We start from the raw sequence: 22351 nt of genomic DNA on the forward strand, positions 1-22351 counted from the left end.
TACGGCTTAATCTTTAATGTTTGTTCCAAAAATTTACAACAAAAAAACAATCTGTCTGATATTAAATCTTGATTTTTCAAAATTCCTATCATTCAGATTGTTATTACCTTTTTGGCTAACTCTTAAATTCTATACTCACTAAATAGTTCTTTAACTTCTTCAGGTGTTGAAGCTTTTTGAAGTCTTTGAATGAAATCTGCATGAGTCAATAACTTAGCTGTATTAGATAAGTATTTCAAGTGATTATTAGAATCAATTTGAGGAATCAAGAATGAAATTACTATATTAATCTTCTTACCATCTAAAGAATTCCATTCAATACCTTTATCTAATTTCAAGATCAGCATAGCAGATTTATTGATCGTGGCAGACTGTGCATGGGGGATTGCAATACCGTCTGTCATTCCAGTAGATCCTTCTTCTTCGCGATTCTTGTAACTATCCAATACTTTTTGTGCATTATTGGCTATCTTATTTTTTACTGCTAAGTTAGCCAAATATTGTAGTGCTTCTTTTTTAGTTGATACATCAACATTCATCTTGATATTTTTCACATCCAAGATTTGATTGGGATTATGAGAATCATTAGTTGTACTTGATACTTCAGATTCTTTTTCATTTGATTGAACATTAGTATCATCGTCAATACCTAAAATATCAACTTTAGTGCCAGAATGATCTTTTGCAGATCTACCTGCAATAATAGCTAGAAGGATTCCAGATACTATTGACCCCAGCAAAATGTAAAAGACCCATAAAAACGGTTTATTCACTAAAGGTAAAATTATGAAACCACCATGTGGTGCTGGCACCTGAATCTTTGATACATATGATAAAGCAGCTGCAATTGATGAGCCAATCATGAATGCTGGAATATTAAGGAATGGGTTCATAGCTGCAAAAGGAATAGCTCCTTCAGTAATATGAGTTGAACCTAACAAGAAGTTTACATATCCTGCAGATCTTTCACTCTTTGTATAGGCTTTTTTGTTTAATAAGACTGCAAATCCTGTTGCTAATGGAGGTGCAATACATGCTGCAGATACTCCTGCCATGAAAAAGTAATTTCCTTGAGCCAATAATGCTGTACCTGTTAGATAGGCAGCTTTATTAACTGGTCCACCAAAGTCAAACGCACACATACAACCAACTATAATGCCTAAAACTACTGGGTTAGAATTTTCTACAGATTTTAACCAGCTCATCATTCCCAAATTTATGCCTTTGATAGGAGTATTCAACAAATACATAATTGCACCTGCTATGAATACACCTAATACTGGATAAAGGAAGATTGCTTTCAACCCTCTAAATTCTTTATCAGGCATAAATTTTAAAACTTTCTGTAATATTAAAATCACTACTCCAGCTAAATAACCAGCAATAATGGCTCCTAAAAATCCGCCACCACCATTAAAAGTTATCATACCCGCAGCAAAACCCACAATTAAACCAGAACGCTTAGCCAGCGCTTCAGCAATATATGCAGCTAAGATTGGAACCATTAATCCCATAGTGGTTCCACCGATCGTATTCAACATTGCTGCAAATTGATTGTATTCTGGGCTCTTAGGATCTGCTGAATAAATTCCCCAGAAAAATGAAATAGCAATTAATACACCACCAGCCACAACAACTGGCAACATATGTGAAACCCCGTTCATTAAAGAAGTATAAATAGTTGTTCCAATTTTCTTTTTATCACCCGTTGGTTCGCTTTCATTTGAAGTGCGGGGCCTTAAGTTTGGCTTATAAACTGTTTTTTCTGCTAACGCTTCTTCAATAAGCTTTTCAGGTTCTTTTATTCCTTTGGTAACAGGAACAATTACTACTTTTTTCCCTGCAAATCTATCACTATCAACATCAACATCAGAAGCTACTACAACAGCTTTTGCATCTTTTATTTCTTCTGGAGTTAATGCATGCTCAACACCTGTTTGCCCATGAGTTTCGATTTTTATCGAATAACCCAATTTTTTAGCAGCTTTTTCTAAAGCTTCTTCTGCCATAAATGTATGTGCTATTCCTGTAGCACATCCCGTGGCTCCAACAATATCATATTTTGTCATTTTTTCTCACTCCTTATATTTATTTGATTCATTAATTCATCTAAATTATCCAAATCACTTAGGCCTACTCCACTAGCTGTATCACTTCCTGCCGCCAATGCATATTTAAGTGCTTCTTTATAAGAATGATTTTTTTTAAGCATCCCTATAAAAGTTGCAAGCATTGTATCACCGGCACCAGCTGTATTTACAGCTGATACTTTAGGTGCATTTCCAATAAATGTACATTCTTTATTTACTAAAACTGCCCCTTTTGATCCTCTTGAAACTAAGATATTTGATGCACCTTGCTCAATTAATTTTTGAGAATAATCTATAATTTCTTTTTCGGACAATTTTTTTGAAATATTAAACCAACTTGCAAGTTCTGATTCATTTGGCTTTAACAAAAATGGATTATATTTCAAAGTTTTCATTGCTTCAGAATAACTTGTATCAATAATTAATTTTCCTTGTTTTTCTGATACAATTTTTGCAATTTCTTTAAGATATAAAGGATTTATACCTTTGGAAAAACTTCCTGAGACAACAATATAATCATCTGGTTCTATTGTAGTTTGCAAATATGTTAAATATTCTTTTTGTACCTCTATATTTATTATTGGTCCTGGATTAACTTCTTTGTATTCTTTGTTTTCAGATATTACCCGCGTAAAAACATTCACTCTTGTAGGTTGCTTGACTTTTAAAAACTTAGTATTTATCTTTTTATTTTTTAATCCTTGACAAACATAATCTAATGTAAAACCACCACCTATTCCTGTAGCAATACTATCAATATTCATCTTTTTCAACATAAATGAAACATTTACGCCTTTACCATTGGGTTGAAGTTCAAAGCTTTTAGTTCTATTAACTACATCTGGCTTTAGTTCATTAGTTAAAATAACTAAATCTATAGCTGGATTTAAAGTCACTGTATATATCATTGTCTCTCCTCCATTTCTGCTTATATTGTAAAGACTTCTATATGAATCTATTTTCTATTTTCTTAAAAATCTGATTATTTTCTGTAAATGTCTTACAATTGACTCATAATCATTAACAAAAGGAGCTCATATGGCAACAAAAGATCTTACATCATCACAATTATATTTATGGTCGTATATTCAAGAACACCAAGAACAAATCTCTAAAATGTCTATTGTTCAATTAAGTCAGCAAACGAATGTATCTACTGCAACAATTGTCAGAACTCTACAAAAAATGGGTTATAGTGGCTTTGCAAGTTTTAAAGATACTTTAGACCATAAAAGTTCTCATTTTGAGATTTTTAATCAAGCTGATGACGCTATAAAAGAAGTTATCAACAAAAATGAAATTGAAATGAATAATACTTTACATAACTTAGATTTTTCCACAATTGAAAAAAGCATTTTTCTAACGAAAAGTGCTCATCTCATATATATTTTTGCACGAGGTCTATCAGAATCCATTGCAGAAGAAATAATGGTTAAACTGCAGCTAGCAGGAAAGTATGTAGAATTTCATTCTGATCCTAATATAATTACTACAATGTCAAAAAAAAATATACATAATAATTGTTTAGTTATCTTTGTTTCACTTAATGGTGAAACTCTTGAATTAGTCAATGCAGCAAAGATTCTTTCTAAAAATAATATAAACTCTATTACTTTTACTACTAATCCTTCAGGAACATTACTTAAATACTCAAGCTTGACATATATTGGTTATAAATCCAAAACAAATTACTTCCCCGATTATGAAGTACGCTCTCGCTTACCACTGCAGATAATGGCTCGAATTTTTTGTGATGCATATTCTGTAAGATCTGGATTTGCAAAAAATTAATACTATATTCCATCAACTGAATTTGGTGTGCTATCTACTTCAAGATTAGATAAATCTAATTTTTGTGTACCAAGTTTTGAGATATTTACTAAATCATCAACATATGACTCTATAGAATCATACTCTTTATAAATAGTTTCTAAAATAGATGCTAGATTACATCCCGCTACAACATATACATTTTTACTATCAAATGCTATCTTAGCCGCTTCTTTATACGGTGTTCCACCCACTAAATCAGTAAAAACAACAGTTGGATTATCTTCTAACAGTGCATTTTCCAACTTTTGATGCAATACTTTTTCATCTATATCTTCTGAAAAGTTGACATACTTAATATTTTCTTGCTTTCCAGCTAATAATTCTATTGCACTTTGCATACCAGTAGCAAAATGACCGTGTCCAGTAACTAATAAATTACATTTTTTCATAAATTCTCCTATTTTCTACATAATGCCAAAGTATGAACAAACGATACATAAAACAAATACTATAACAATAAGCAAAATAGGTGAAACTCTTTTCTTTTTTAATAACCAATATAAAAAGAAAGTAAATGAAAGGGGCAATATATTAGGAAAAATTTTATCCAAAAAGTCTTTTTGTAATGAAACAGATCCTATTTTAACCTTCAAAGATAATGAAACATATGAACTAATTAAGGCACCAATTACAGTAAGTCCCATTATTGTAGCTGTTCTAGCAATGATTTCAGAGTTATCCTGAATAACATCTATTGCTTTTGTACCTAATCCATATCCTAAATGTGCAAATGGTATTCTACAAATGAAGATACCTAAATATACTAGGAAAAAGATAATAGGTCCTAAAATATTACCTTTGGTAGCAAATGAAGCAGCAATACCACCGACAATTGGCATAATCGTGAACCAATAAATTGCATCACCAATGCCTGCCATTGGCCCAAATAATCCGTTTTTTAGTCCTTTGACAGTTTCGCGATTAACATGCTTTTCTTCCAGACTCATTAAAAGACCCATCAAAATTGACACTAATGGCGGTGAAGTATTTATAAATTCTAAGTTGTCTTTCATAGTTTCAGACAACGCTTTTTTATCATCGCCATATATTTTCTTCCAGAATGGCAATTGAGCCCATGTCCATCCACCAGCTTGCATTCTTTCATATGAAAATGATGCTTGTAATAAAGCTGAACGAACGCCTAACATAGTAATGTCGCGATTCTTAAGCTTCTTTTGAGTGTCTTGTTTAGATTCCATCTTCTTCATCTCCAGTGTTGCTACTATTCCTTAGTTCATTAATTTCATCTTGTAATTTCTTATTCTTCTTATCATGGAAGAATTCAATCATAGCAAATACAACACCAATTACGGCTGCTGGTAAAACATTACTATAGTTAATAAATGATGAAACAACAAAGCCTAATAACAAGAATGGTAAATAATTTATCCTTAATAACACTTTTAATAGCATGGCAAAACCAACTGCTGGTAAAGCTGCTCCTGATAATTCAAATCCATGAATTAACCATTTTGGCATTGAACTTACTAAAGCCTTCATAGGTGCTTGTGCGGCATATGCTGACAAAAAAATTACAACGAAGAAAGCTACAGCAACAATTAACATCGTTAAATAATTAACCATTGCAAATTTCTTTGTATCAGATTCATCTGCAGCTTTATCAAGCATTGGCATAAAAAATGAAAATGCTGAATAAAATATAAGCAATATGTATTGCATTAACATTGCAAAAGGCAATGATAAAGACATCGCAGTTGTAGGTGCAACATTGGTAGTATGCGCAATAACAACTGTCATTATCCCACATACTGCAGGATTAGGTGGCTGTGTACCTCCTGCAGGAGTTAAACCCGCAAAAGCCAATTCAGTAATACCACCTGCAATAATACCTAAACGTATATCCCCTAAAATTATTCCTGCAATAGTACAAGAAAGAATAGGTCTAAAAATGTAAAGCACTTCTAGCCAAGAATCTAGACCTGCTATTATTGCAAAAGCACTCAGAAGAATACCTTGTATAAGCGTTATAGCCATTTTGGTAACCTCCAAAAAATAATATTAAAAATCTATATTTGTTTTATGATCTCCTGGGACATCTTGAATATATACATCAATACCCATTTTCACTAACTCATTCAAAGCATTTTTATCGTTTTGATCTACATATACTTTTTTAGTCACTTCTTCTTTGCCTGGAGCAAAATGCATGTTACCAACATTGATTTCTTTTATTGGTACATTACCTTTTACTAAAACTAAAGCATCTGCAGGTGTTTTTACTACAATGAAAATTTTTTGCCTATCAGCTGCTTTATGAATTATGTCAATAGTTTTTTGAAGCGTAAAAAATCTAATTTGTACTCCTGATGAATCAGCAGTTGATTTCATTAATTTTTGTTGTAATGGATCAGAAGCAGCCTGATCATTCGCAACTAAAATTAAATTTGCACTTAAAGTTTTCGTCCATGTAACACCAACTTGTCCATGAACTAGTCTATTATCAATCCTTGTTAACAAAATATGTGGATTAGACATTTTCTTACTCTCCTTATTTTTTACTAAAAAAACTCCTGATCTTGCAGGTGTAACAGCTGTACTCAAGTATGTTACCTTATCATTTTCATCTACATAGGTTGTGGTAGCTTTTATCATAGATTTTCTAGGGGTAGCAGTTAAAAAGTTTTTTAATTCAGATGGAATTAAGTTAACCTGATTAGTTAATGAATGGTGCAGCATCGCTGGAGAAAGTCCATAATGATGCGCAAGATATGGAATAAGTTCAATACCTTGTATTGACTTCACATTTATCATTGGAAATGCATCAAAAGAAATAAATGTAGTTCTTTTAATCAAGGGCTGTCGATCACATATATAAATTTGAACAATCTTATATAAATAATCACTTAAATCCAACTTCATCATTTCTCTAATAGAAGGTTCCTCTCCATCAGCAAAAATAGAAAATTCATGCAATTCTATGTAAACATATCTTCCTTGTGCTTGAAGTGCGTACCCTGGAGTATCTACAAGACCTATTTCTTGATCTGAATTAAGTCTATCTTTGATAAAACTGCCCTGTCCTTGATGTTTTTCAATAAAGTTTCGTTCCTCTAATTCTGATAAAGCTTTTCTAACCGTTATCCTACTAACGTTAAATATGTCACACAATTCTTTTTCTGATGGTAACTTTTGCCCTATTTTAAGTTCACCTGTATTAATTTGACGAATTATTTCAGCTGAAATTTGTTCGTATTGCCACAATGGTTGTCGCATTTTATATACACCTACTTATCATATTCATATGACAACCACGGCTTTAATATATCAGTCATGTTTTTTGTTGTCAACGCTTACATAAAAATACTAATAAGGATTAAAATCTTTGTCAAGCTTTGATTTTATAAGCATCGTAAGATTTATCATATAACATAACAAGTATAGGTAATATGTTTGCATAACTCTCACACTTTCATAACCACTTAGATAAATGAATATAACAAGTTGATTTTTAAAAAATAATTCTGATATTTTTTTATTTTAAATTGTTAGTAAGATTACAAATATAATTATGCATGGCATTTTGATATTCGTGATAATCGCTCAAGCAGAATATATGTTATATTAGTTATATAGATATTAATATATTTATGTATTTTTTAACGCTAATCAGCTAGTGTTATTACTAAATTATTTAATATCTACTAACAATGAAATCCCTACTATAGATCCTCAATAGGTTAGATAGATCTAAAATTATTTTTAGAAAGGATTACTACTATGTCAGAATTAAATATCGATTCACTAAATGAATACAGAACAGAATTTTTAAGCAGCGATCGTAATCATGCAACTCAAGAAGCTGTTATGAAAAACGGTATTAAAAAGTCAATCACCAATCAAAATATTATTGATAATCATCCATTCGTATTTTCTGTAGATGTTGACTCAGATAAAGTTTTGGATCAAAAACAATCTGGTCGTTGCTGGATGTTTGCAGCACTTAACTTCATTCGTCATCACATCGAAAAAGAACACCACATCAAGAATATGGAATTATCTCCTGCATACAATTTCTTTTATGACAAGATGGAAAAATCAAACTACTTCTATCAAAACATTATTAATACAGCTGATAAACCACTATCAGACCGCAAGGTTAACTGGTTATTATCAACTCCACAACAAGATGGTGGTGACTGGAATTTAGTAATTAGCTTGGTTAAAAAATATGGTGTTGTTCCAAAGGAATTCATGGATGAAGATGCAGTAAGTGCAAATACTACTGAATTAAACTTCATGTTAAACCGTAAATTACAAAAAGACGCTATGAAGTTACGTGATTTAGTAAATGGTGATGCTTCACAAGAAAAGATCAACGCTACTTTGCACAGAATGAATGAAGAAAACTACCGTATCGTTTCAATTTCACTAGGTACCCCTCCAAAGGAATTTACTTATGAATACCGTGATGAAAATAATAATTACCACACAACAGGTCCTGTAACTCCTGTAGAATTTTATAATAAGTTCGTAAGTATTGATCCTGATGACTATGTTGAAATTATGAACTTACCTGGTGAAGATTATCCATTCTATCAATCATATGGTATTGAGCTTTCAGATAATATGGTAGGTGGCGCTCCCAACCGTTATGTAAACTTACCAATGAATGAGTTAAATGACTTAATGATCAAGCAATTAAAAGATGATGATCCTGTATGGTTCGGCTGTGACGTATTGCAAGAAGGTTATGGCGAACCTCAAGGCTTACTTGACTTACAAGTCTATGACTGGAAGCGTGCATTTGGCGTTACATTAGGTAATGACAAGACTAATAGATTTGAATATAAGGAAAGCCTCCCTACTCACGCAATGTTAATTTGCGGAGTTGACTTAAAAGACAATAAGCCTATTCGTTGGAAGATTCAAAACAGTTGGGGCACAAAAGTTGGTCATAACGGCTACTTCATGATGACTAATGATTGGAACAATGAATATACTTATGAAATCGTTATCAATAAGAAGTTCTTATCAGATAAGCAAATGAAGGGCTACAACAAAGAACCTATCGTTTTGCCTTACTGGAACGCAATGAACCCTATTTAGTGAAAAGAAGGCAATAGTTATGGCATGTACTACAGTTATTGTTGGTAAAAAAGCAAGCATCAACGGCTCGACCTTTATTGCAAGAGACGCTGATGCAGAAGTTACTAGTGTGCCTGATAAATTCGTCGTAGTTCCTGCAAAAAATGAAAAACAAACCTTCCATTCTTATGTCACTGGATTAGACATTGAACTTCCAGAAACTGCAATGCGGTATCAGATGGCTCCATTTGTAGATTATAAAATCCATGGGCAATTTGGTGAATGCGGTATTAATAGCGATAATGTCGCAATGAGTTCAACTGAAAGTATCTATGGTAATTCTCAAGTTTTAGCACTAGATCCATATGTAGATAAGGGTATTGCAGAAGATGCTTTATTAAGTATCGTTTTGCCTTATATTCATTCAGCTCGCCAAGGCGTTGAATATTTAGGCAAATTAATCAAAAAATATGGTTCTCATGAAGGTAATGCGATTGCCTTTAGTGATAAAGACGAAGTCTGGTATATGGAAATCTCAACTGGTCATTGGTGGGTAGCAGCCAAGCTAGATGATGATAAAGCAGCAGTCTTTGCCAATCAAGTATCACTACAAGAAATTGACTTCGATGATACTAGTCGATTCATGTGGGCGGATGGAATTCAAGAATTTGTAAATGACAATCATTTAAGTCCTGATGAAACTGGTTTTAATTATAGACATATCTTTGGCACTGATAACTCAAGAGATCACGTATATAACACTCCCCGTGTCTGGTTTGCTCAAAATTATCTAGGCAATTATGTAAGTGATCCCGAATCAAATGATATGGACTACAGCTTTAAGCCTAACCGCAAATTAAAGCTAGAAGACATCAGTTATGTATTGTCATCACACTATAATGAAACCAAATATGATCCATTGTCTGATGAAAATGATGAAGATGACCGCATTAAATATCGTCCAATTTCAATGGCAAGATGTATGGAATCACATATTCTTGAAATTAGAAATAATGTTCCTGCACAGATGTCTGGTATTGCATGGTTCACATTTGCACCAACTGCGTTCAATCCTTATGTACCATTTTATTCAAACGCTAATGACACAGCCAAAAGCTACAATAGTACTACTGATGAGTTCAATATTGACGAAGCTTATTGGACACAAAGAACTATTTCTAGCTTAGTTGAACCAAGTTACAATGAGTTAAAGAGCTTATTAATTGGCTTAGGTGGTTATTTACCTGAAGCTGACCAATTGGCTAACCAATTAGTACATAATACTGATGAAAAGGCTAAAAGTTTAAGTGGCGATAAACTAACTGAATTTTTGACAAAGGCTAATGAAGAAAATGCAGGTAAAATGCAAAAATTAGCTTTGAGTACTGTAGGAGAACTAGTTAAGGCACAATTAACTCATTCAAAACTATCGTTTTCGATTAATACTGATCGTACACAATAAAAAGCTGTCATTTAAAAATGCTCTGGAATAATTCCAGGGCATTTTTTCGGTTCTATACTTTATTCTGTTGATGACTTGCATCTTGCGTCACATGCTGCAATTATTGTTCTAACAATTTATCATAATAAATCAATCTTGCAATATTATCTCTAATCTCAAACTTCATTAAGGCACTATTATGCACTTGTTGGAATAATTCCATATTACCATTACTCAAAAAATGTGCTGCCATCATTCTTGAAATTGCTCCATGACATACTACCAGGATTTTTCCATTTTCGTGTTTTTTAATCACATCATCAAAAAATGCAGCTACTCGTTTTTCCAAGTCTTCAAAACTTTCCGCATTTTTTGCATATTTAATATAATTAGGTGAAATTAACCCCCATGGATCAAATGCATCTGGATGTTCTTTCATCAATGGTCTTGGATCTTTTCCTTCCCATGATCCAAAGTCCATTTCATGAATTCTAGGATCCACAATTATTTCTTGCTTGCCTTTAACAAAAATCTCCGCTGTTTGTCTTGCACGTGTCAAAGGGCTTACATAAACTGCATCAAATTGCGTTGGATCAAAATTCATTGCAGCTTTTTTGGAAGTTGTAATACCTATTTCATTTAATGGAGCATCCCCCTTTGCCCCTTGAATCTTAAATTGCTTATTTAAATCTGTTTGACCATGTCTTAATATAACTATTTCCATTTTTACCCTCTCATAAAAGCGATTACATTAAACATTATAGCTAAAATCTACTTCTTTTTGAAACTAAAATCAGTCTTAAACACAAATTCATTATCATTACTTAAATCTTGGTTAAACTTATATCCAAATTCATTAAAGTTTTTTAAATCTTGATAGTCTTCAATTTGGTTTTCACTAACATATCTAATCATACTGCCACGTGCAATTTTTGAATAAGTTCCAATTACTCGGTATTTTGACTGATATTTATTTAAAAACTTAACAGTAATAAACTTTTGATCTTTTTGGACATACTTTTTTATCAATCTTGAATATTCACTAGAGGCTAAGTTAATTATTGCATCATTATTTTGATATAGACTCTGATAAACTTGATCGCCCCAATAACTATATAATGAGCCAAAACTGCTGGGCATCTTGCTTCCAAGCTCTAATCTATATGGTTTAATCCCATCAAATGGCTTCAGTGATCCATATAAACCAGATAAGATCCTAACATGATCTTGTACATATCTTAATGCCTGTTTACTAAACACATCTGGTGCCATATATTGATATTGCAAACCACTAAAAGCAATAATTGCAGGGGTTGTTTGCTTTATTAGATCTTGATTTTTTAGTTGCAATTTATTTTGTTCAAATAATTTATTTTTAGTGTTAAAGATCATTTGCAAAGTCGCATCATCTTGTTGTTGCAAATAAGCTACTAACTCTTGTGCTTTATCAATAAATTCAGGAGTTGATTTGACAGGAAAGCTTTCAAAATCTTCTTTCATGATTTTTGCTGGAGAAATAATTAATCGCATTTTTTTGCCTCGACTAAATAATAAGGTAAACTAGATAAGAATAAATGGAGGAATTTTATGTCCAAAACTGGAATTATTTTAAACTTTAAAATTGAAAATGCTAGCGAAACTAATCCTGATCAATTAGTTAAACTTGCACGCAATATCGGCATTAGACAAGTAAGTGTTGAAAGTAATAACAAAATATTTATCAGTAATTTTCAAAAGGCTTGTCTAATCTATTCACTTGAGTTTGATCCTAAAACAGGTGGCATTATCCCTAAAAAAGAAACTATTATTGATACTATTTTAGAAAATAAACACAACAATGCAGAAACCATCTTACAGATCCCTGTTTTAGAAACTGGAAATATTGAACCTACAATCTTGGATAACTTAGATACTTTTAATCAATGGATGCACTGGTATGGTCATGCTTTTGATGAGGGGGTTAATTCAGATTTAGGTATTGATAATAAGCAAGCCTTAATTTTTGTTAATAAAGTTGCTAGTTATCAAATCTATGTCTTTTTGAAACAGCCTTATCAAAGCAAAATCCAAATCTCGAAAATTACCACTGAACCAAGTTTAGTTGACTGGATTGACAGTCGTGAAGAATTAAAATATGAATTAAATGATCAAATTTTAACTGTCAATTTAACTGAAACTAAAGAAAAATTTAATTGGCGTGGATTAAGAATAATGCTTCACAGACCAGAAGATGATTTACCTACTACTAAATTCTAATAATCTCACTAACAAGTCCATGGTGCTTTAATAGCAACTCTTGGGCTTGTTTTTTATTTACTTGCATTTTGGACATAATGATTGCAGTAGGTACATTATTATCAGCTTGTTTTAAAATGTCACTAGCAATTGTTTGATTAACATTACTTATCGACATAATAATTCTTTGTGCTCGATTGACGAGTTTTTCATTAGTTGGCAGCACATCAATCATAATATTTTGATAGACTTTGCCGTTTTTGATCATGATGCCTGTTGATATCATATTCAAAATCATCTTTTGAGCAGTTCCTGCCTTCATCCTAGTAGATCCAGTTACTACTTCAGGTCCTACAATTGCTTCAATTGCAACTTGTGCTAATTTGCCTATCTCACTATCTTTAGTGCAGGCAATAGATATTGTTAGTGCACCCAATGAATTTGCATAACTCAACCCACCAATCACATAAGGAGTGCGTCCGCTTGCTGCAATGCCAATAACTATATCATTATTAGCTAAATTCAAACCCATTAAGTCTTTTCTACCTAATTTTTCTGAATCTTCTGCACCTTCAACTGCTTTATAAATTGCACTATTGCCTCCTGCAATTAACCCAATTGCTTGATTTGGGTTAATTCCATAAGTTGGCACTAACTCAACCGCATCTAATATGCCTAACCTGCCACTTGTGCCAGCTCCCATATAAATTAATCTGCCACCTTTTTTAAATTTCGAGCTAGCTAAATCAATTGCTTTTGCAATATTATTTACTTGTTTACTAACTGCAATTGCGACTTTTTGGTCTTCTTGATTTATTGTTTTAACCATTTCTAAAGTCGACATTTTATCTAAATTCATTGTATTGGGATTTCTTTGTTCAGTTGTTAAATCTTTTATTGCCATTTTTATTTCTCTTTTTTATTCTTATCATACTATTTTAGGCATAATAAAAGAACCAAGTTTTACCTTGATTCTTTAAAGTTCAGAGTTTTATTTACTTACTTTATCAATTGCAGCAACTACTGCTGATTTTTCAGATTCAATTAATGAAACTCTGGTTTCAATGACATTAATATCCATCTTAATTTCACGAGTTAATCCTGGAGTATTAATTTTTGGTTCAAAGAAAGCTTTAAATTCTTCCAATCGCTCAGGTGTATGGAAGATCTGCGCAGTTACAGTAATAAATGTCGCAAATTCCATATCTCCACCAACAGTCTTATTCAACCAGTCCCATTCATCTCTGATCCAATTCCAGCCAGCTTGTTGTCCTTCTTCATTAACTAATAATCCACGATACCATGCACGCAAGTCTTGAGGTTTGATAATTGAAGCATCTTCTAGTGAATCAACAATTTTCTTGATTTGCTTTTCATCTGGTGTTTGAGTTACTGCAACACTAATATCTCTCTTGAAACTTGCATCAGATGTTTTAACATATGCAGTTAATAATTGGTCAAAGACTTTTTCGCTATTAAAGTTTACAATTTCATTTCTTAACACAAAGCTTCTGATATCTGCAGACAATTGTTCCAACTTGTCAGCATTTCCGACAAATATTTTATGTAAACCATTTTCAGTGTCTTTATTTTCTGCATACAGTGATGCATTAATCACATATGGTCTAGTTAATTGATCTTGAGGTGTATCACTAGATTTTGGCAATACGCCTAGTCTTGTCACTTGATCACTACTTAATTTATTGACTAAATGCTTTAGAGCTTTTTGGTCAGATGTTTTTGGTAAAACAAAATTTTTCAAATTGTTAACTACATGATACATCGCATCATTAACAATATTTGAATAACTACCCGCAAATTGCTCAAGTAATGGCACAATTGATGCATAAGAAATTTGGCTACCATCTGCTAATAAACGCAAATCTTGCAACAGCTGGAGTTGACTTATGTGATCTAATTTTTCAACATCTGCCAAAATATCATTCATCAAAGTTTCATCATACTTAACAATAAAGTGTGAATTATTGCCAATATTTAATCTAAATGGTTTTTGTTCACGTTCGTGCAATTGAGCATAATCGCCTAATTCAAGAGTCTTTGACTCCATAATTTGAGGAGCAGCACTATAATTAGAATTCAAGGGAATATCCCATAGACGTCCTTTATCTACTCCTTGCCCAATAAAGAATTGCTTTTGGCTCAAAACTAGCTTTCCATCAATTACTGATGCAGAAACTACAGGATAGCCTGGTTGATCAAGCCAAGTCGACATAATCTTTCCAATATCTAAGTCAGTTGTAGTGCTTAATGCATCCCACAAGTCATTTCCTGTAGCATTACTATATTTATGTTGAGCAAAATAATACTTCAAGCCTTTACGTAAATTCTCATCGCCAATTAATGATCTAACCATTACCAACATTCTAGAGCCTTTGGCGTAAACAATAGCTCCATCAAATAATGCATCAATTTCTGCTGGGTTATTAACTTGGACGTGGACTGATTGAACTCCATCAGTTGCATCACGCTGCAAGGCTTGTGGGACCTCAGACGTTTGGAATAATTCCCAAATATGCCAATCTGGTTCAATTGCATCAATTGCTACATATTCCATCATATTAGCAAAACTTTCATTCAACCATAAATCATCCCACCAGCGCATAGTTACTAAATCTCCAAACCATTGGTGAGCTAATTCATGGGCAATAACTGTTGCAACTAGTTGTTTAGTAGCTAATGAAGTATTATCTGGATCAAGTAATAGATATGCTTCACGATAAGTTACTAATCCCCAGTTTTCCATAGCACCTGCAGAAAAGTCAGGTAAAGCTAATTGCCATGAATGTGGCAATGGATATGGAGTTTGGTAATATTCTTCATAAAATTCAATTGAACGTTTTGCAATATCTAAAGCAAAGTCTAATTCTTTTGCTTTATGAGCATTTGTAGCAAAAACTCCAACCTTAACTCCTGATTTAGTTGTAGTTTGCTTTGATTGTAATTCTCCAAAGGCAAATGCAATTAAGTATGTTGACATGCGAACAGTTTCTTCAAAATAATGAACTCCATCTGTTACATGGTCTTCAGGCATATTAGCTAAAGTTGTTTCACCTTCATGTTCATCATATTTTAAAGCAAGTGAAAAAGTGGCTTTGGCCTCTGGTTCATCAACTGAAGGAAAAGCTTGTCTAGCAAAAGTAGTTTCAAATTGAGTACCAATGATTTCTTTTTTGACCCCATCAACTTCATAATATGAGGGATATATTCCCATCATTGTGTCTGTTAATGGTGCACTATAGGTAATTGCTAAAGTAGTTTTTCCAGTTTTAGCTAATGCAATTTCAATTGCGTCATTATCATTATCAAGTTTAAAGTCAACTTTTTGACCATCTGCTAAAACCTGATCAATTTTCATATATTTTTGGTGAATTAAGACTTCTGGTTCAATCGCTTCACCAGTAATTGTTGAGACACCATTAATAGTTTTATTTTTACGATTTACATCGATATATAAATCATAATGTTCTGGATGAAATGTACTATAAAAACGTTTAATACTTGGCATAATATCCCCCTCAATTTTTATTAAATATTTACCTTTATGATACCAAAAAAATGCATAACTAAGTGTAGAATACATTTCATTTGATAAAATATAATCAACATAAAATTAATTGGGTGATTGAAAAATGCAAGGCAAACATATTAGCAAAAATCAGTATAGACACAGAAGAATAGTCGCTATCAGTTTAATTGTAATTATTTTGGGCTTAGTAGTAGCTTTTTTTGTTAGACAACAAGTTCAAGCAAAAAACCAGGCTATTATGCAATATACTAGCAAGCATTTTAATAAAAATATTAAAATCTATGGTGTTAATGTAGGTCATATGACTATTGACCAAGCAACCAAAAAAGTTAATGATAATGCACAAAACATGGCTAGTTTACAAGAAAACGAAATTACTACTAGTAAAAATAGTAATGTAACTACTATAAATCAAAAACAAGTCAAGCAATTTTTTGATCAGCAACATACTAATTTTCCAAGTAAAAAAAGCTGGACATTTAAAAATACACCCCTGCAAAATGCTAAAGACAAGTTAAGCCAAATTCAAAATCAAACTGTAATTTATGAACTAGCTAACAAGAAATATAATTTTGTAGCTAATCAAATGTTTGACAAGATAGAATATTACAATAATCAATTTCATTTCATTAATGATATGCCTTTAACTAATAAGCTAAACGAAATTGATAAAAAAGTAGCTACTCTTAAAAAGTCTTACCAATTTAAAACACCTGATAATAAATTAATCACCATTAAAAATGAAAGCTATGGCTGGGCAATTAATGTGCCCAAAACAACCACCGCTATCAAACAAGCACTAATTGATGGAAAAGACATAGTTAATGGCAATCACTTGATTTATGGCGAAGGATACACTACTGGTGGAACTGGTTTTACTACAGTTAATCATGGATTAGGTGAAAATTATGTAGTTGTATCATTAGCTGCTCAAAAACTATGGATTTATAAAAATGGTAAAAATGTTGTAACGATTGATAATGTTGTTACTGGAACTGCTCATGATAATAAAAATAACCAAACACCTCCTGGTGTCTGGTATATCATGTATAAAGAATCTCCTAGTGTTTTGCGTGGATATAATAATGATGGATCAAAATATGCATCCAAAGTCCAATACTGGATGCCATTTACTCTATCTGGATGTGGATTACATGACGCAAGTTGGAGAAACGATTGGAGCAAAACAGCGTATTTAAAAGGTGGCTCGCATGGCTGTGTGAATATTAAGCCAAGTGAAATCAAAAAAGTCTGGGATGCAGTGATAAAAGATGAACCTGTAATTGTTTATTAAAAACTCTAGACCAGCATAATATTGGTTAATACCTGCTTAGAATAGTAAAATTAATATTGCATTGTAATCGATTACATTATTTGAGGTATTTTATGTCTTATTACTATTCTTTACGCTATATGCTTGATCCAAAAACTAACACACAAATTCAAAATGAAAAACTACTAAATTTTGTCAAACAAGCACAAATTGATAATGTAGCTTTTTTTATCAATGGAGAAGAGCTAAATCACAGCCATTTAGATTCTGATGAAGTTGATGTATGGCTTGATACAATTAAACCTATCCAAAAAAGTTTAACAAAAATCAAGGTTTCAACTAGTCTTAATCCTTGGACTACTATCATGCATTCTGATCGTGGCTATCATATAAATCCTGAACTTAAATTTGACACCTTTGTCGATATGGACGGACATAAGGCGCATGACATGGCATGTCCTGCAGATCCCAAATGGCAAAAATATATCAGTGATACTTATGCACATTATGCATCTATTCATCCAAAAGAATTATGGCTAGAAGATGATTTTAGACACTATAATCATTCCCCCTTAAAAATGATGTGTTTTTGTGATCGTCATATGAAAATTTATAATGAAAAACTTGGCAAAAAAGAATCACGAAAAGAGTTTGTGCAAAATCTATTAAGACCTGGTACTCCAAGCATTGAACGGCTAATTTATTTAGAGCAAGCTCGAAAAGAAATGATTGAAGTCGCACACAAAATTGAACAAGCTGTACACAAAATTTCACCACAAACTAATCTTGCATTAATGACTTCTTTTCCTGATTGGCATGCAACTGAAGCTCGCGATTGGCAAACTTTAGTTAAAACTCTAGCCGGAAAAAATCATCCAATCATTGCTAGACCTCATTTGCCTGCTTATAACGAAGTTTCACCTTTAAAATATGGCCGTGATTTTGAAAAATATACTAGAATTACTGCTGCATATCTAGGCAAAGATGCAATTTTATATCCAGAATTAGAAAACTACATGTATTCTCCATTAGTTAAGTCAAATTCGTTTATTAAATTCCAACTAGTAACAACTGCATTAGTTGGAGCAAAAGGAATCTTTTTAAACTTATTTGATATGGCAGGAAATGGAATCAATGAAACTTGGGGTTATGCAAAATTGCTTAAAAATATTAAACCATTTTTGAGTGAACTTGTAGACACACCACTTCATTTAAGCGAAGCATCTGGAATCCAAGTTTTGGTTGATCAGGATTCAAGTTTTTCACTTAAAACAATAGAGGGAATAGGTGCTAAAGAGTTGCTCCCACATGATCAAAATTGGACGTTATTTGCAAGTTTGGGCTTTGCGACTACAATTACACCTGTTAATCAAAAGACTGCGTTTAAAGACAAAATATTGGCAATTAGTGGACAATTGCTGCGCAATTTTAACAATGCACAGATCACAGAATTATTTGCTAATAACTATGTGATTTTGGATGGAGAAAGCATCCAGGTATTAATTGATAAACACTTGGATGATTTATTGCATATTAAAAATGCCAAGTGGCATCCCTACCGTACAGGATATCAATCATATGAACGAGCTGATAATTATACAGTAGAAGGAATCAAAAACCCAAGAATTACTATGTTGCAACACACTGGAAACTATTTACAGCTTGAATATAAAAATAATGCAGACATCAAAATAATATCTTCTGCTTATAATTCTTTGTCTGAAAAATTAGGCAATGTAATGTCGCTAATTGACAAACATATCTTAGTTATGCCCATGGATCAAGATCCAAAATATGGCTGGGAATCTCAGTTTACAACGTATAAACAGGGACTTTACCAGCAAATCCTGCCAGTTAGCTATTTAATTAATATGCCTGGTGTCAAATTAAACATTAAAAATAATATTTTATGGATCAGTAGCTTCACACTTGATTCATATGATCAAATTACACTTGTTTTACATGATCAAAAATATAGTAGTTGCATTTTAACTGCTCAAAGCAAAAATGGATTAACTGAAAAAGTATTACCAATTGATAATTCAAATAATATTTCAACTATTGACTATAAACTACATGGATTAGAAACAGTTCGAATAGAACTACAATAAAATTTATAATGCATAAGAAAAACCAGATCTCAACTTTCGAGATCTGGTTTTTTTAGGATATTAGATTAAATACAGCTTATTTCTTCATACTTGAAAGAGCTTGGTTAACATCAACAATGCCAGCCTTAGCCATTGTAATGTAGTCAGATGGATTGTCGATCATCTTAGAGTTTACCCATTCGATAACCATTGCTAAATTCATACCTGCAATCAAGTGAATGTTGCGACCTGTCATAATTTGTTTTGCAATAGTATTTGCAGGAGTTCCACCCATCAAATCAGCAAACACAATCAACTCATCAGGATCAATGCCATTTACTACTTCATCAAATTTTTTCAAAAATGATTCTTGGCCATCTTCTGGAAGAAGGCTCACAGTGTGAATATGCTCCTGGGGACCCATGATCATTTCACAGCTCTTCTTCATTTCCACACTCAAATTGCCATGACTTATTAAAACTAATTCTGATTCTGCCATTTATATTATCCTTCTTCCAAAAAATTTACTCTTTTAATTCTAAATTATTAAGCTTTCATAAACAAGTATACTGGAGCGCCATTAGCAAAACCAACTTGAATACCACCTAAGATTACGCAAATTACGATAACAATTACGATAGCCTTAGTTGAAGTCATGCCTTTCTTACCTAATAACCAGTAAACAAAACCTACTAGTAATGCAGGCAATAGCTTAGGCAAGATCATATCTAAGTTGTTTTGTAAATCCATTGGAACTTTACCAATCTTAGGAGCCCAACCAATCTTAATGTTAATCATAGTGGCAACTAAAGCACCAACCATGAACACACCTAATACAGTTGCGGCATCAGTTAAAGCATTCAATTGATCACGCATTTCAGAAACTAATGAAGTACCACGCTTGTAAGCAAATCTCAATTGCTTCCAACGGAAGACCATAATTACGATTTGAGCTGCGATCCATAAAAAGATACCCGCTGGGTTACCAACCGCAGCTAGTGATGCTGCGATAGCTCCAAAGATAGCAGGAATTAAAGCGGCAAAGATTGAGTCACCAATTGCGGCAAAGGCACCCATCAAACCAACTTTCAAACCACTAACAGTTTCTTCGCCTTCTACTCCTTCTTGCTCTTCAATAGCTAAATCAATACCAGTAATAATGGTGTTGAAAAATGGTGAAGTGTTGAAAAACTGTGCTTGAGTTTTCATCATTTCTTTTAATTCAGGAGTATTATCACCATAAATCTTACGCAATTGTGGCAAGATAGTCCATAAATATCCTGAACCTTGCATTCTTTCATAGTTCCATCCTAATTGGAATCCAAACAAAGAACGTCTGTTAATTTGATTAAAATCTTTATCTGTTAATTTGTAGTTTGGCTTAGAGTTCGTCATCAGTAATCTCCCCCTCATTGCTTTGGCTTGCAGTTGAGTTGTTAGTTGTTACGGCTGCAGCCTTTGGCTTTGAAATAACACCCTTGTAATGCAAAATAGCTAATGCTAAACCGATGAAGGCAATTGCAAGCATAGGCATTGCATTGAACTTAGTAGCAAAAGTCTTGTTTACAGCAACTAAACCTGTACCCAAAGCTTGAATGTTACCAAATAATACTGTGAATAAAGTAGTAATAGTAAATCCTAAGATCAAGTAAGCGATATGCTTTTTGACTGGTAAGTAGCGAAGCAAAATTGCAAAACCAACTGCAGGTAATGCAGCACCAGCAAATGTTAATCCACTACCAAGCCATGCTAAAGGACCTGTTAAAACTTTAACGATTCTTTGAACTACGCCACCACCAAATGCTAAAGCTAAGAATACTGGCAAGCAGCGTGATAATGCCCAAGGAAGAGCACCATACAAGAAGTTTCTATGAATTCCTCTATAGTTGAATTCATCAATCATCTTGTCAATTCTGTGTGCAAAATAAGTGTTAGCAAATCTTGCTAAAACATCCAATTGAACCATAACTGCAGCTACAGGAACAGCAATTGTTGAAATAGCTAGTTTTGGATCCATATGTAAACCTACTGAAAATGCAGTAGCTAAAACAGTACCAGTAGTTGCATCAATTCTTGAAGCACCACCAAAAGTACCAACACCTAAGATCATTAATTGAAGACTAGCACCGATAACTAAACCAGCTTTCAAATCTCCCATTACTAATCCTGCAATTAAACCAGCTGCAACAGGCTGACTCAATGATGAATAAATTGTCAATTCATCAAGAATTTCATATGCAGCATAAGCAGTTAAAAGAAGTATTTGCCACCATGCAATCATTGTTATATCCCCCTATTTTATCTTCTCATCCATTAATTTCATAAAGTCGCGTGAATCATCACTAGGAGTTAATTGGGCAGTTAATTTAATGCCCTTATCATTTAACTCTTTAAATGTATCAACATCTTGTTTTTCAACGTTGATCTGATTAGTGATTGCTGTAGTATTTTCGCTTTGAGACATAGTCCCAACATTGATAGTACCAAGCTTCACACCATCATTAATCATTTCTAACAAAATTTCAGGTTTTTTAGCAACGATTAACAATCTTTGGTTACCATAACGATCATTTTTCAAATGATCAGCTGCAACTTTTTCAGATAAAACACTTAACCTTGTTGTTGCAGGGGCTGCCATACGCAAACCACTTTTTTCAATATCACTCTTAGCTGCGTTTTCGTCAACCACAATAATGCGGTCAGCTTGCAACTTAGGAGTCCACAGATTGGCAACTTGGCCATGCACCAAGCGTCCATCAATTCTTACACCAACGATATTCATAACTCTCTCCCCCT

The 22351-nt window shown here is 32.9% G+C and carries 20 protein-coding genes; 6 read left to right on the forward strand and 14 right to left on the reverse strand.

Translation table 11 applies throughout. The annotated features are described in order from the left end of the window. Positions 1–122: 122 nt before the first annotated feature. Complete coding sequence (locus tag AC38BG_RS01315; protein WP_489937379.1) at positions 123–2069, reverse strand: fructose-specific PTS transporter subunit EIIC; 1947 nt, start codon at positions 2067–2069, stop codon at positions 123–125. Then, positions 2066–2998, reverse strand: coding sequence for a 1-phosphofructokinase (gene pfkB / locus AC38BG_RS01320; RefSeq protein WP_489937380.1), 933 nt, complete (start codon positions 2996–2998; stop codon positions 2066–2068). The genes AC38BG_RS01315 and pfkB overlap by 4 nt, the downstream gene beginning before the upstream one ends. Positions 2999–3128: 130 nt before the next feature. Between pfkB and AC38BG_RS01325 the strand changes: the two genes are divergently transcribed. Beyond that, the gene (locus tag AC38BG_RS01325; RefSeq protein ID WP_489937381.1) at positions 3129–3881 is read left to right on the forward strand and encodes a MurR/RpiR family transcriptional regulator; all 753 of its coding nucleotides are present in this window, start codon (positions 3129–3131) and stop codon (positions 3879–3881) included. Between the two features lie 2 nt (positions 3882–3883). Here AC38BG_RS01325 and AC38BG_RS01330 read toward each other — a convergent pair whose 3' ends face one another. The 4 genes from AC38BG_RS01330 to agaB are packed head-to-tail and all read right to left on the reverse strand — an operon-like array spanning position 3884 to position 7157. Further along, positions 3884–4312, reverse strand: a complete 429-nt coding sequence (locus tag AC38BG_RS01330; protein ID WP_489937382.1) for a PTS sugar transporter subunit IIA domain-containing protein — start codon at positions 4310–4312, stop codon at positions 3884–3886. Positions 4313–4327: 15 nt separating this feature from the next. Beyond that, on the reverse strand, positions 4328–5131 hold the full coding sequence (gene agaD, locus AC38BG_RS01335; protein ID WP_489937383.1) for a PTS galactosamine transporter subunit IID: 804 nt from the start codon (positions 5129–5131) through the stop codon (positions 4328–4330). Next, positions 5112–5918: a PTS galactosamine transporter subunit IIC gene (agaC, locus tag AC38BG_RS01340; protein ID WP_489937384.1), complete on the reverse strand. Its 807-nt coding sequence runs from the start codon at positions 5916–5918 to the stop codon at positions 5112–5114. Before agaC ends, agaD begins: the two co-directional genes overlap by 20 nt. Before the next feature lie 24 nt (positions 5919–5942). Beyond that, the gene (agaB, locus tag AC38BG_RS01345) at positions 5943–7157 is read right to left on the reverse strand and encodes a PTS galactosamine transporter subunit IIB (RefSeq protein WP_489937385.1); all 1215 of its coding nucleotides are present in this window, start codon (positions 7155–7157) and stop codon (positions 5943–5945) included. Between the two features lie 504 nt (positions 7158–7661). Here agaB and AC38BG_RS01350 point away from each other — a divergent pair. Further along, the gene (locus tag AC38BG_RS01350) at positions 7662–8990 is read left to right on the forward strand and encodes a C1 family peptidase (RefSeq protein WP_489937386.1); all 1329 of its coding nucleotides are present in this window, start codon (positions 7662–7664) and stop codon (positions 8988–8990) included. A 19-nt stretch (positions 8991–9009) separates the two neighbouring features. Then, on the forward strand, positions 9010–10431 hold the full coding sequence (locus AC38BG_RS01355) for a C69 family dipeptidase (RefSeq protein WP_489937387.1): 1422 nt from the start codon (positions 9010–9012) through the stop codon (positions 10429–10431). A 100-nt stretch (positions 10432–10531) separates the two neighbouring features. Here AC38BG_RS01355 and AC38BG_RS01360 read toward each other — a convergent pair whose 3' ends face one another. Next, positions 10532–11134, reverse strand: a complete 603-nt coding sequence (locus AC38BG_RS01360) for a histidine phosphatase family protein (protein ID WP_489937388.1) — start codon at positions 11132–11134, stop codon at positions 10532–10534. A 47-nt stretch (positions 11135–11181) separates the two neighbouring features. After that, positions 11182–11940, reverse strand: coding sequence for a peroxide stress protein YaaA (gene yaaA, locus AC38BG_RS01365; RefSeq protein ID WP_489937389.1), 759 nt, complete (start codon positions 11938–11940; stop codon positions 11182–11184). A gap of 57 nt (positions 11941–11997) precedes the next feature. Here yaaA and AC38BG_RS01370 point away from each other — a divergent pair, with 57 nt between their 5' ends. Next, positions 11998–12666, forward strand: a complete 669-nt coding sequence (locus tag AC38BG_RS01370; RefSeq protein WP_489937390.1) for a hypothetical protein — start codon at positions 11998–12000, stop codon at positions 12664–12666. Here AC38BG_RS01370 and murQ read toward each other — a convergent pair. Both murQ and AC38BG_RS01380 read right to left on the reverse strand, forming a co-directional pair. Further along, the gene (gene murQ, locus AC38BG_RS01375; protein WP_489937391.1) at positions 12656–13549 is read right to left on the reverse strand and encodes an N-acetylmuramic acid 6-phosphate etherase; all 894 of its coding nucleotides are present in this window, start codon (positions 13547–13549) and stop codon (positions 12656–12658) included. The two genes, AC38BG_RS01370 and murQ, sit on opposite strands and share 11 nt — an antisense overlap. Positions 13550–13636: 87 nt before the next feature. Then, complete coding sequence (locus tag AC38BG_RS01380; protein WP_489937392.1) at positions 13637–16171, reverse strand: M1 family metallopeptidase; 2535 nt, start codon at positions 16169–16171, stop codon at positions 13637–13639. A 124-nt stretch (positions 16172–16295) separates the two neighbouring features. On the opposite strand from AC38BG_RS01380, the gene AC38BG_RS01385 reads away from it, so the two are divergent. Together AC38BG_RS01385 and AC38BG_RS01390 are read left to right on the forward strand one after the other, a co-directional pair. Then, positions 16296–17486, forward strand: coding sequence for a L,D-transpeptidase family protein (locus AC38BG_RS01385; protein ID WP_489937393.1), 1191 nt, complete (start codon positions 16296–16298; stop codon positions 17484–17486). 92 nt (positions 17487–17578) lie between these two features. Continuing rightward, complete coding sequence (locus tag AC38BG_RS01390) at positions 17579–19576, forward strand: hypothetical protein (protein ID WP_489937394.1); 1998 nt, start codon at positions 17579–17581, stop codon at positions 19574–19576. Positions 19577–19652: 76 nt separating this feature from the next. Here the strand turns inward: AC38BG_RS01390 and AC38BG_RS01395 are convergent, their stop codons facing one another. From AC38BG_RS01395 to AC38BG_RS01410, 4 genes are read right to left on the reverse strand one after another with little or no spacing between them, the layout of a single operon-like run. Then, complete coding sequence (locus AC38BG_RS01395; RefSeq protein ID WP_489937395.1) at positions 19653–20054, reverse strand: PTS sugar transporter subunit IIA; 402 nt, start codon at positions 20052–20054, stop codon at positions 19653–19655. Positions 20055–20101: 47 nt separating this feature from the next. Continuing rightward, positions 20102–20953: a PTS system mannose/fructose/sorbose family transporter subunit IID gene (locus AC38BG_RS01400; protein WP_489937818.1), complete on the reverse strand. Its 852-nt coding sequence runs from the start codon at positions 20951–20953 to the stop codon at positions 20102–20104. Then, the gene (locus AC38BG_RS01405) at positions 20937–21836 is read right to left on the reverse strand and encodes a PTS mannose/fructose/sorbose/N-acetylgalactosamine transporter subunit IIC (RefSeq protein ID WP_489937396.1); all 900 of its coding nucleotides are present in this window, start codon (positions 21834–21836) and stop codon (positions 20937–20939) included. The genes AC38BG_RS01400 and AC38BG_RS01405 overlap by 17 nt, the downstream gene beginning before the upstream one ends. 12 nt (positions 21837–21848) lie before the next feature. Beyond that, positions 21849–22337: a PTS sugar transporter subunit IIB gene (locus AC38BG_RS01410; protein ID WP_489937397.1), complete on the reverse strand. Its 489-nt coding sequence runs from the start codon at positions 22335–22337 to the stop codon at positions 21849–21851. Positions 22338–22351 lie beyond the last annotated feature (14 nt).

The sequence above is a fragment of the Lactobacillus sp. M44 genome (assembly GCF_058130005.1).

Bases quoted from the DNA above. Each gene is read 5' to 3' on its own strand.
- AC38BG_RS01330 (WP_489937382.1), bottom strand. From the start codon at position 4,312: ATGAAAAAATGTAATTTATTAGTTACTGGACACGGTCATTTTGCTACT.
- pfkB (WP_489937380.1), bottom strand. From the start codon at position 2,998: ATGATATATACAGTGACTTTAAATCCAGCTATAGATTTAGTTATTTTA.
- AC38BG_RS01370 (WP_489937390.1), top strand. From the start codon at position 11,998: ATGTCCAAAACTGGAATTATTTTAAACTTTAAAATTGAAAATGCTAGC.
- AC38BG_RS01360 (WP_489937388.1), bottom strand. From the start codon at position 11,134: ATGGAAATAGTTATATTAAGACATGGTCAAACAGATTTAAATAAGCAA.
- AC38BG_RS01405 (WP_489937396.1), bottom strand. From the start codon at position 21,836: ATGATTGCATGGTGGCAAATACTTCTTTTAACTGCTTATGCTGCATAT.
- AC38BG_RS01355 (WP_489937387.1), top strand. From the start codon at position 9,010: ATGGCATGTACTACAGTTATTGTTGGTAAAAAAGCAAGCATCAACGGC.
- murQ (WP_489937391.1), bottom strand. From the start codon at position 13,549: ATGGCAATAAAAGATTTAACAACTGAACAAAGAAATCCCAATACAATG.
- AC38BG_RS01385 (WP_489937393.1), top strand. From the start codon at position 16,296: ATGCAAGGCAAACATATTAGCAAAAATCAGTATAGACACAGAAGAATA.
- AC38BG_RS01315 (WP_489937379.1), bottom strand. From the start codon at position 2,069: ATGACAAAATATGATATTGTTGGAGCCACGGGATGTGCTACAGGAATA.
- AC38BG_RS01350 (WP_489937386.1), top strand. From the start codon at position 7,662: ATGTCAGAATTAAATATCGATTCACTAAATGAATACAGAACAGAATTT.
- agaD (WP_489937383.1), bottom strand. From the start codon at position 5,131: ATGAAGAAGATGGAATCTAAACAAGACACTCAAAAGAAGCTTAAGAAT.
- AC38BG_RS01325 (WP_489937381.1), top strand. From the start codon at position 3,129: ATGGCAACAAAAGATCTTACATCATCACAATTATATTTATGGTCGTAT.
- agaB (WP_489937385.1), bottom strand. From the start codon at position 7,157: ATGCGACAACCATTGTGGCAATACGAACAAATTTCAGCTGAAATAATT.
- yaaA (WP_489937389.1), bottom strand. From the start codon at position 11,940: ATGCGATTAATTATTTCTCCAGCAAAAATCATGAAAGAAGATTTTGAA.
- agaC (WP_489937384.1), bottom strand. From the start codon at position 5,918: ATGGCTATAACGCTTATACAAGGTATTCTTCTGAGTGCTTTTGCAATA.
- AC38BG_RS01390 (WP_489937394.1), top strand. From the start codon at position 17,579: ATGTCTTATTACTATTCTTTACGCTATATGCTTGATCCAAAAACTAAC.
- AC38BG_RS01380 (WP_489937392.1), bottom strand. From the start codon at position 16,171: ATGCCAAGTATTAAACGTTTTTATAGTACATTTCATCCAGAACATTAT.
- AC38BG_RS01395 (WP_489937395.1), bottom strand. From the start codon at position 20,054: ATGGCAGAATCAGAATTAGTTTTAATAAGTCATGGCAATTTGAGTGTG.
- AC38BG_RS01410 (WP_489937397.1), bottom strand. From the start codon at position 22,337: ATGAATATCGTTGGTGTAAGAATTGATGGACGCTTGGTGCATGGCCAA.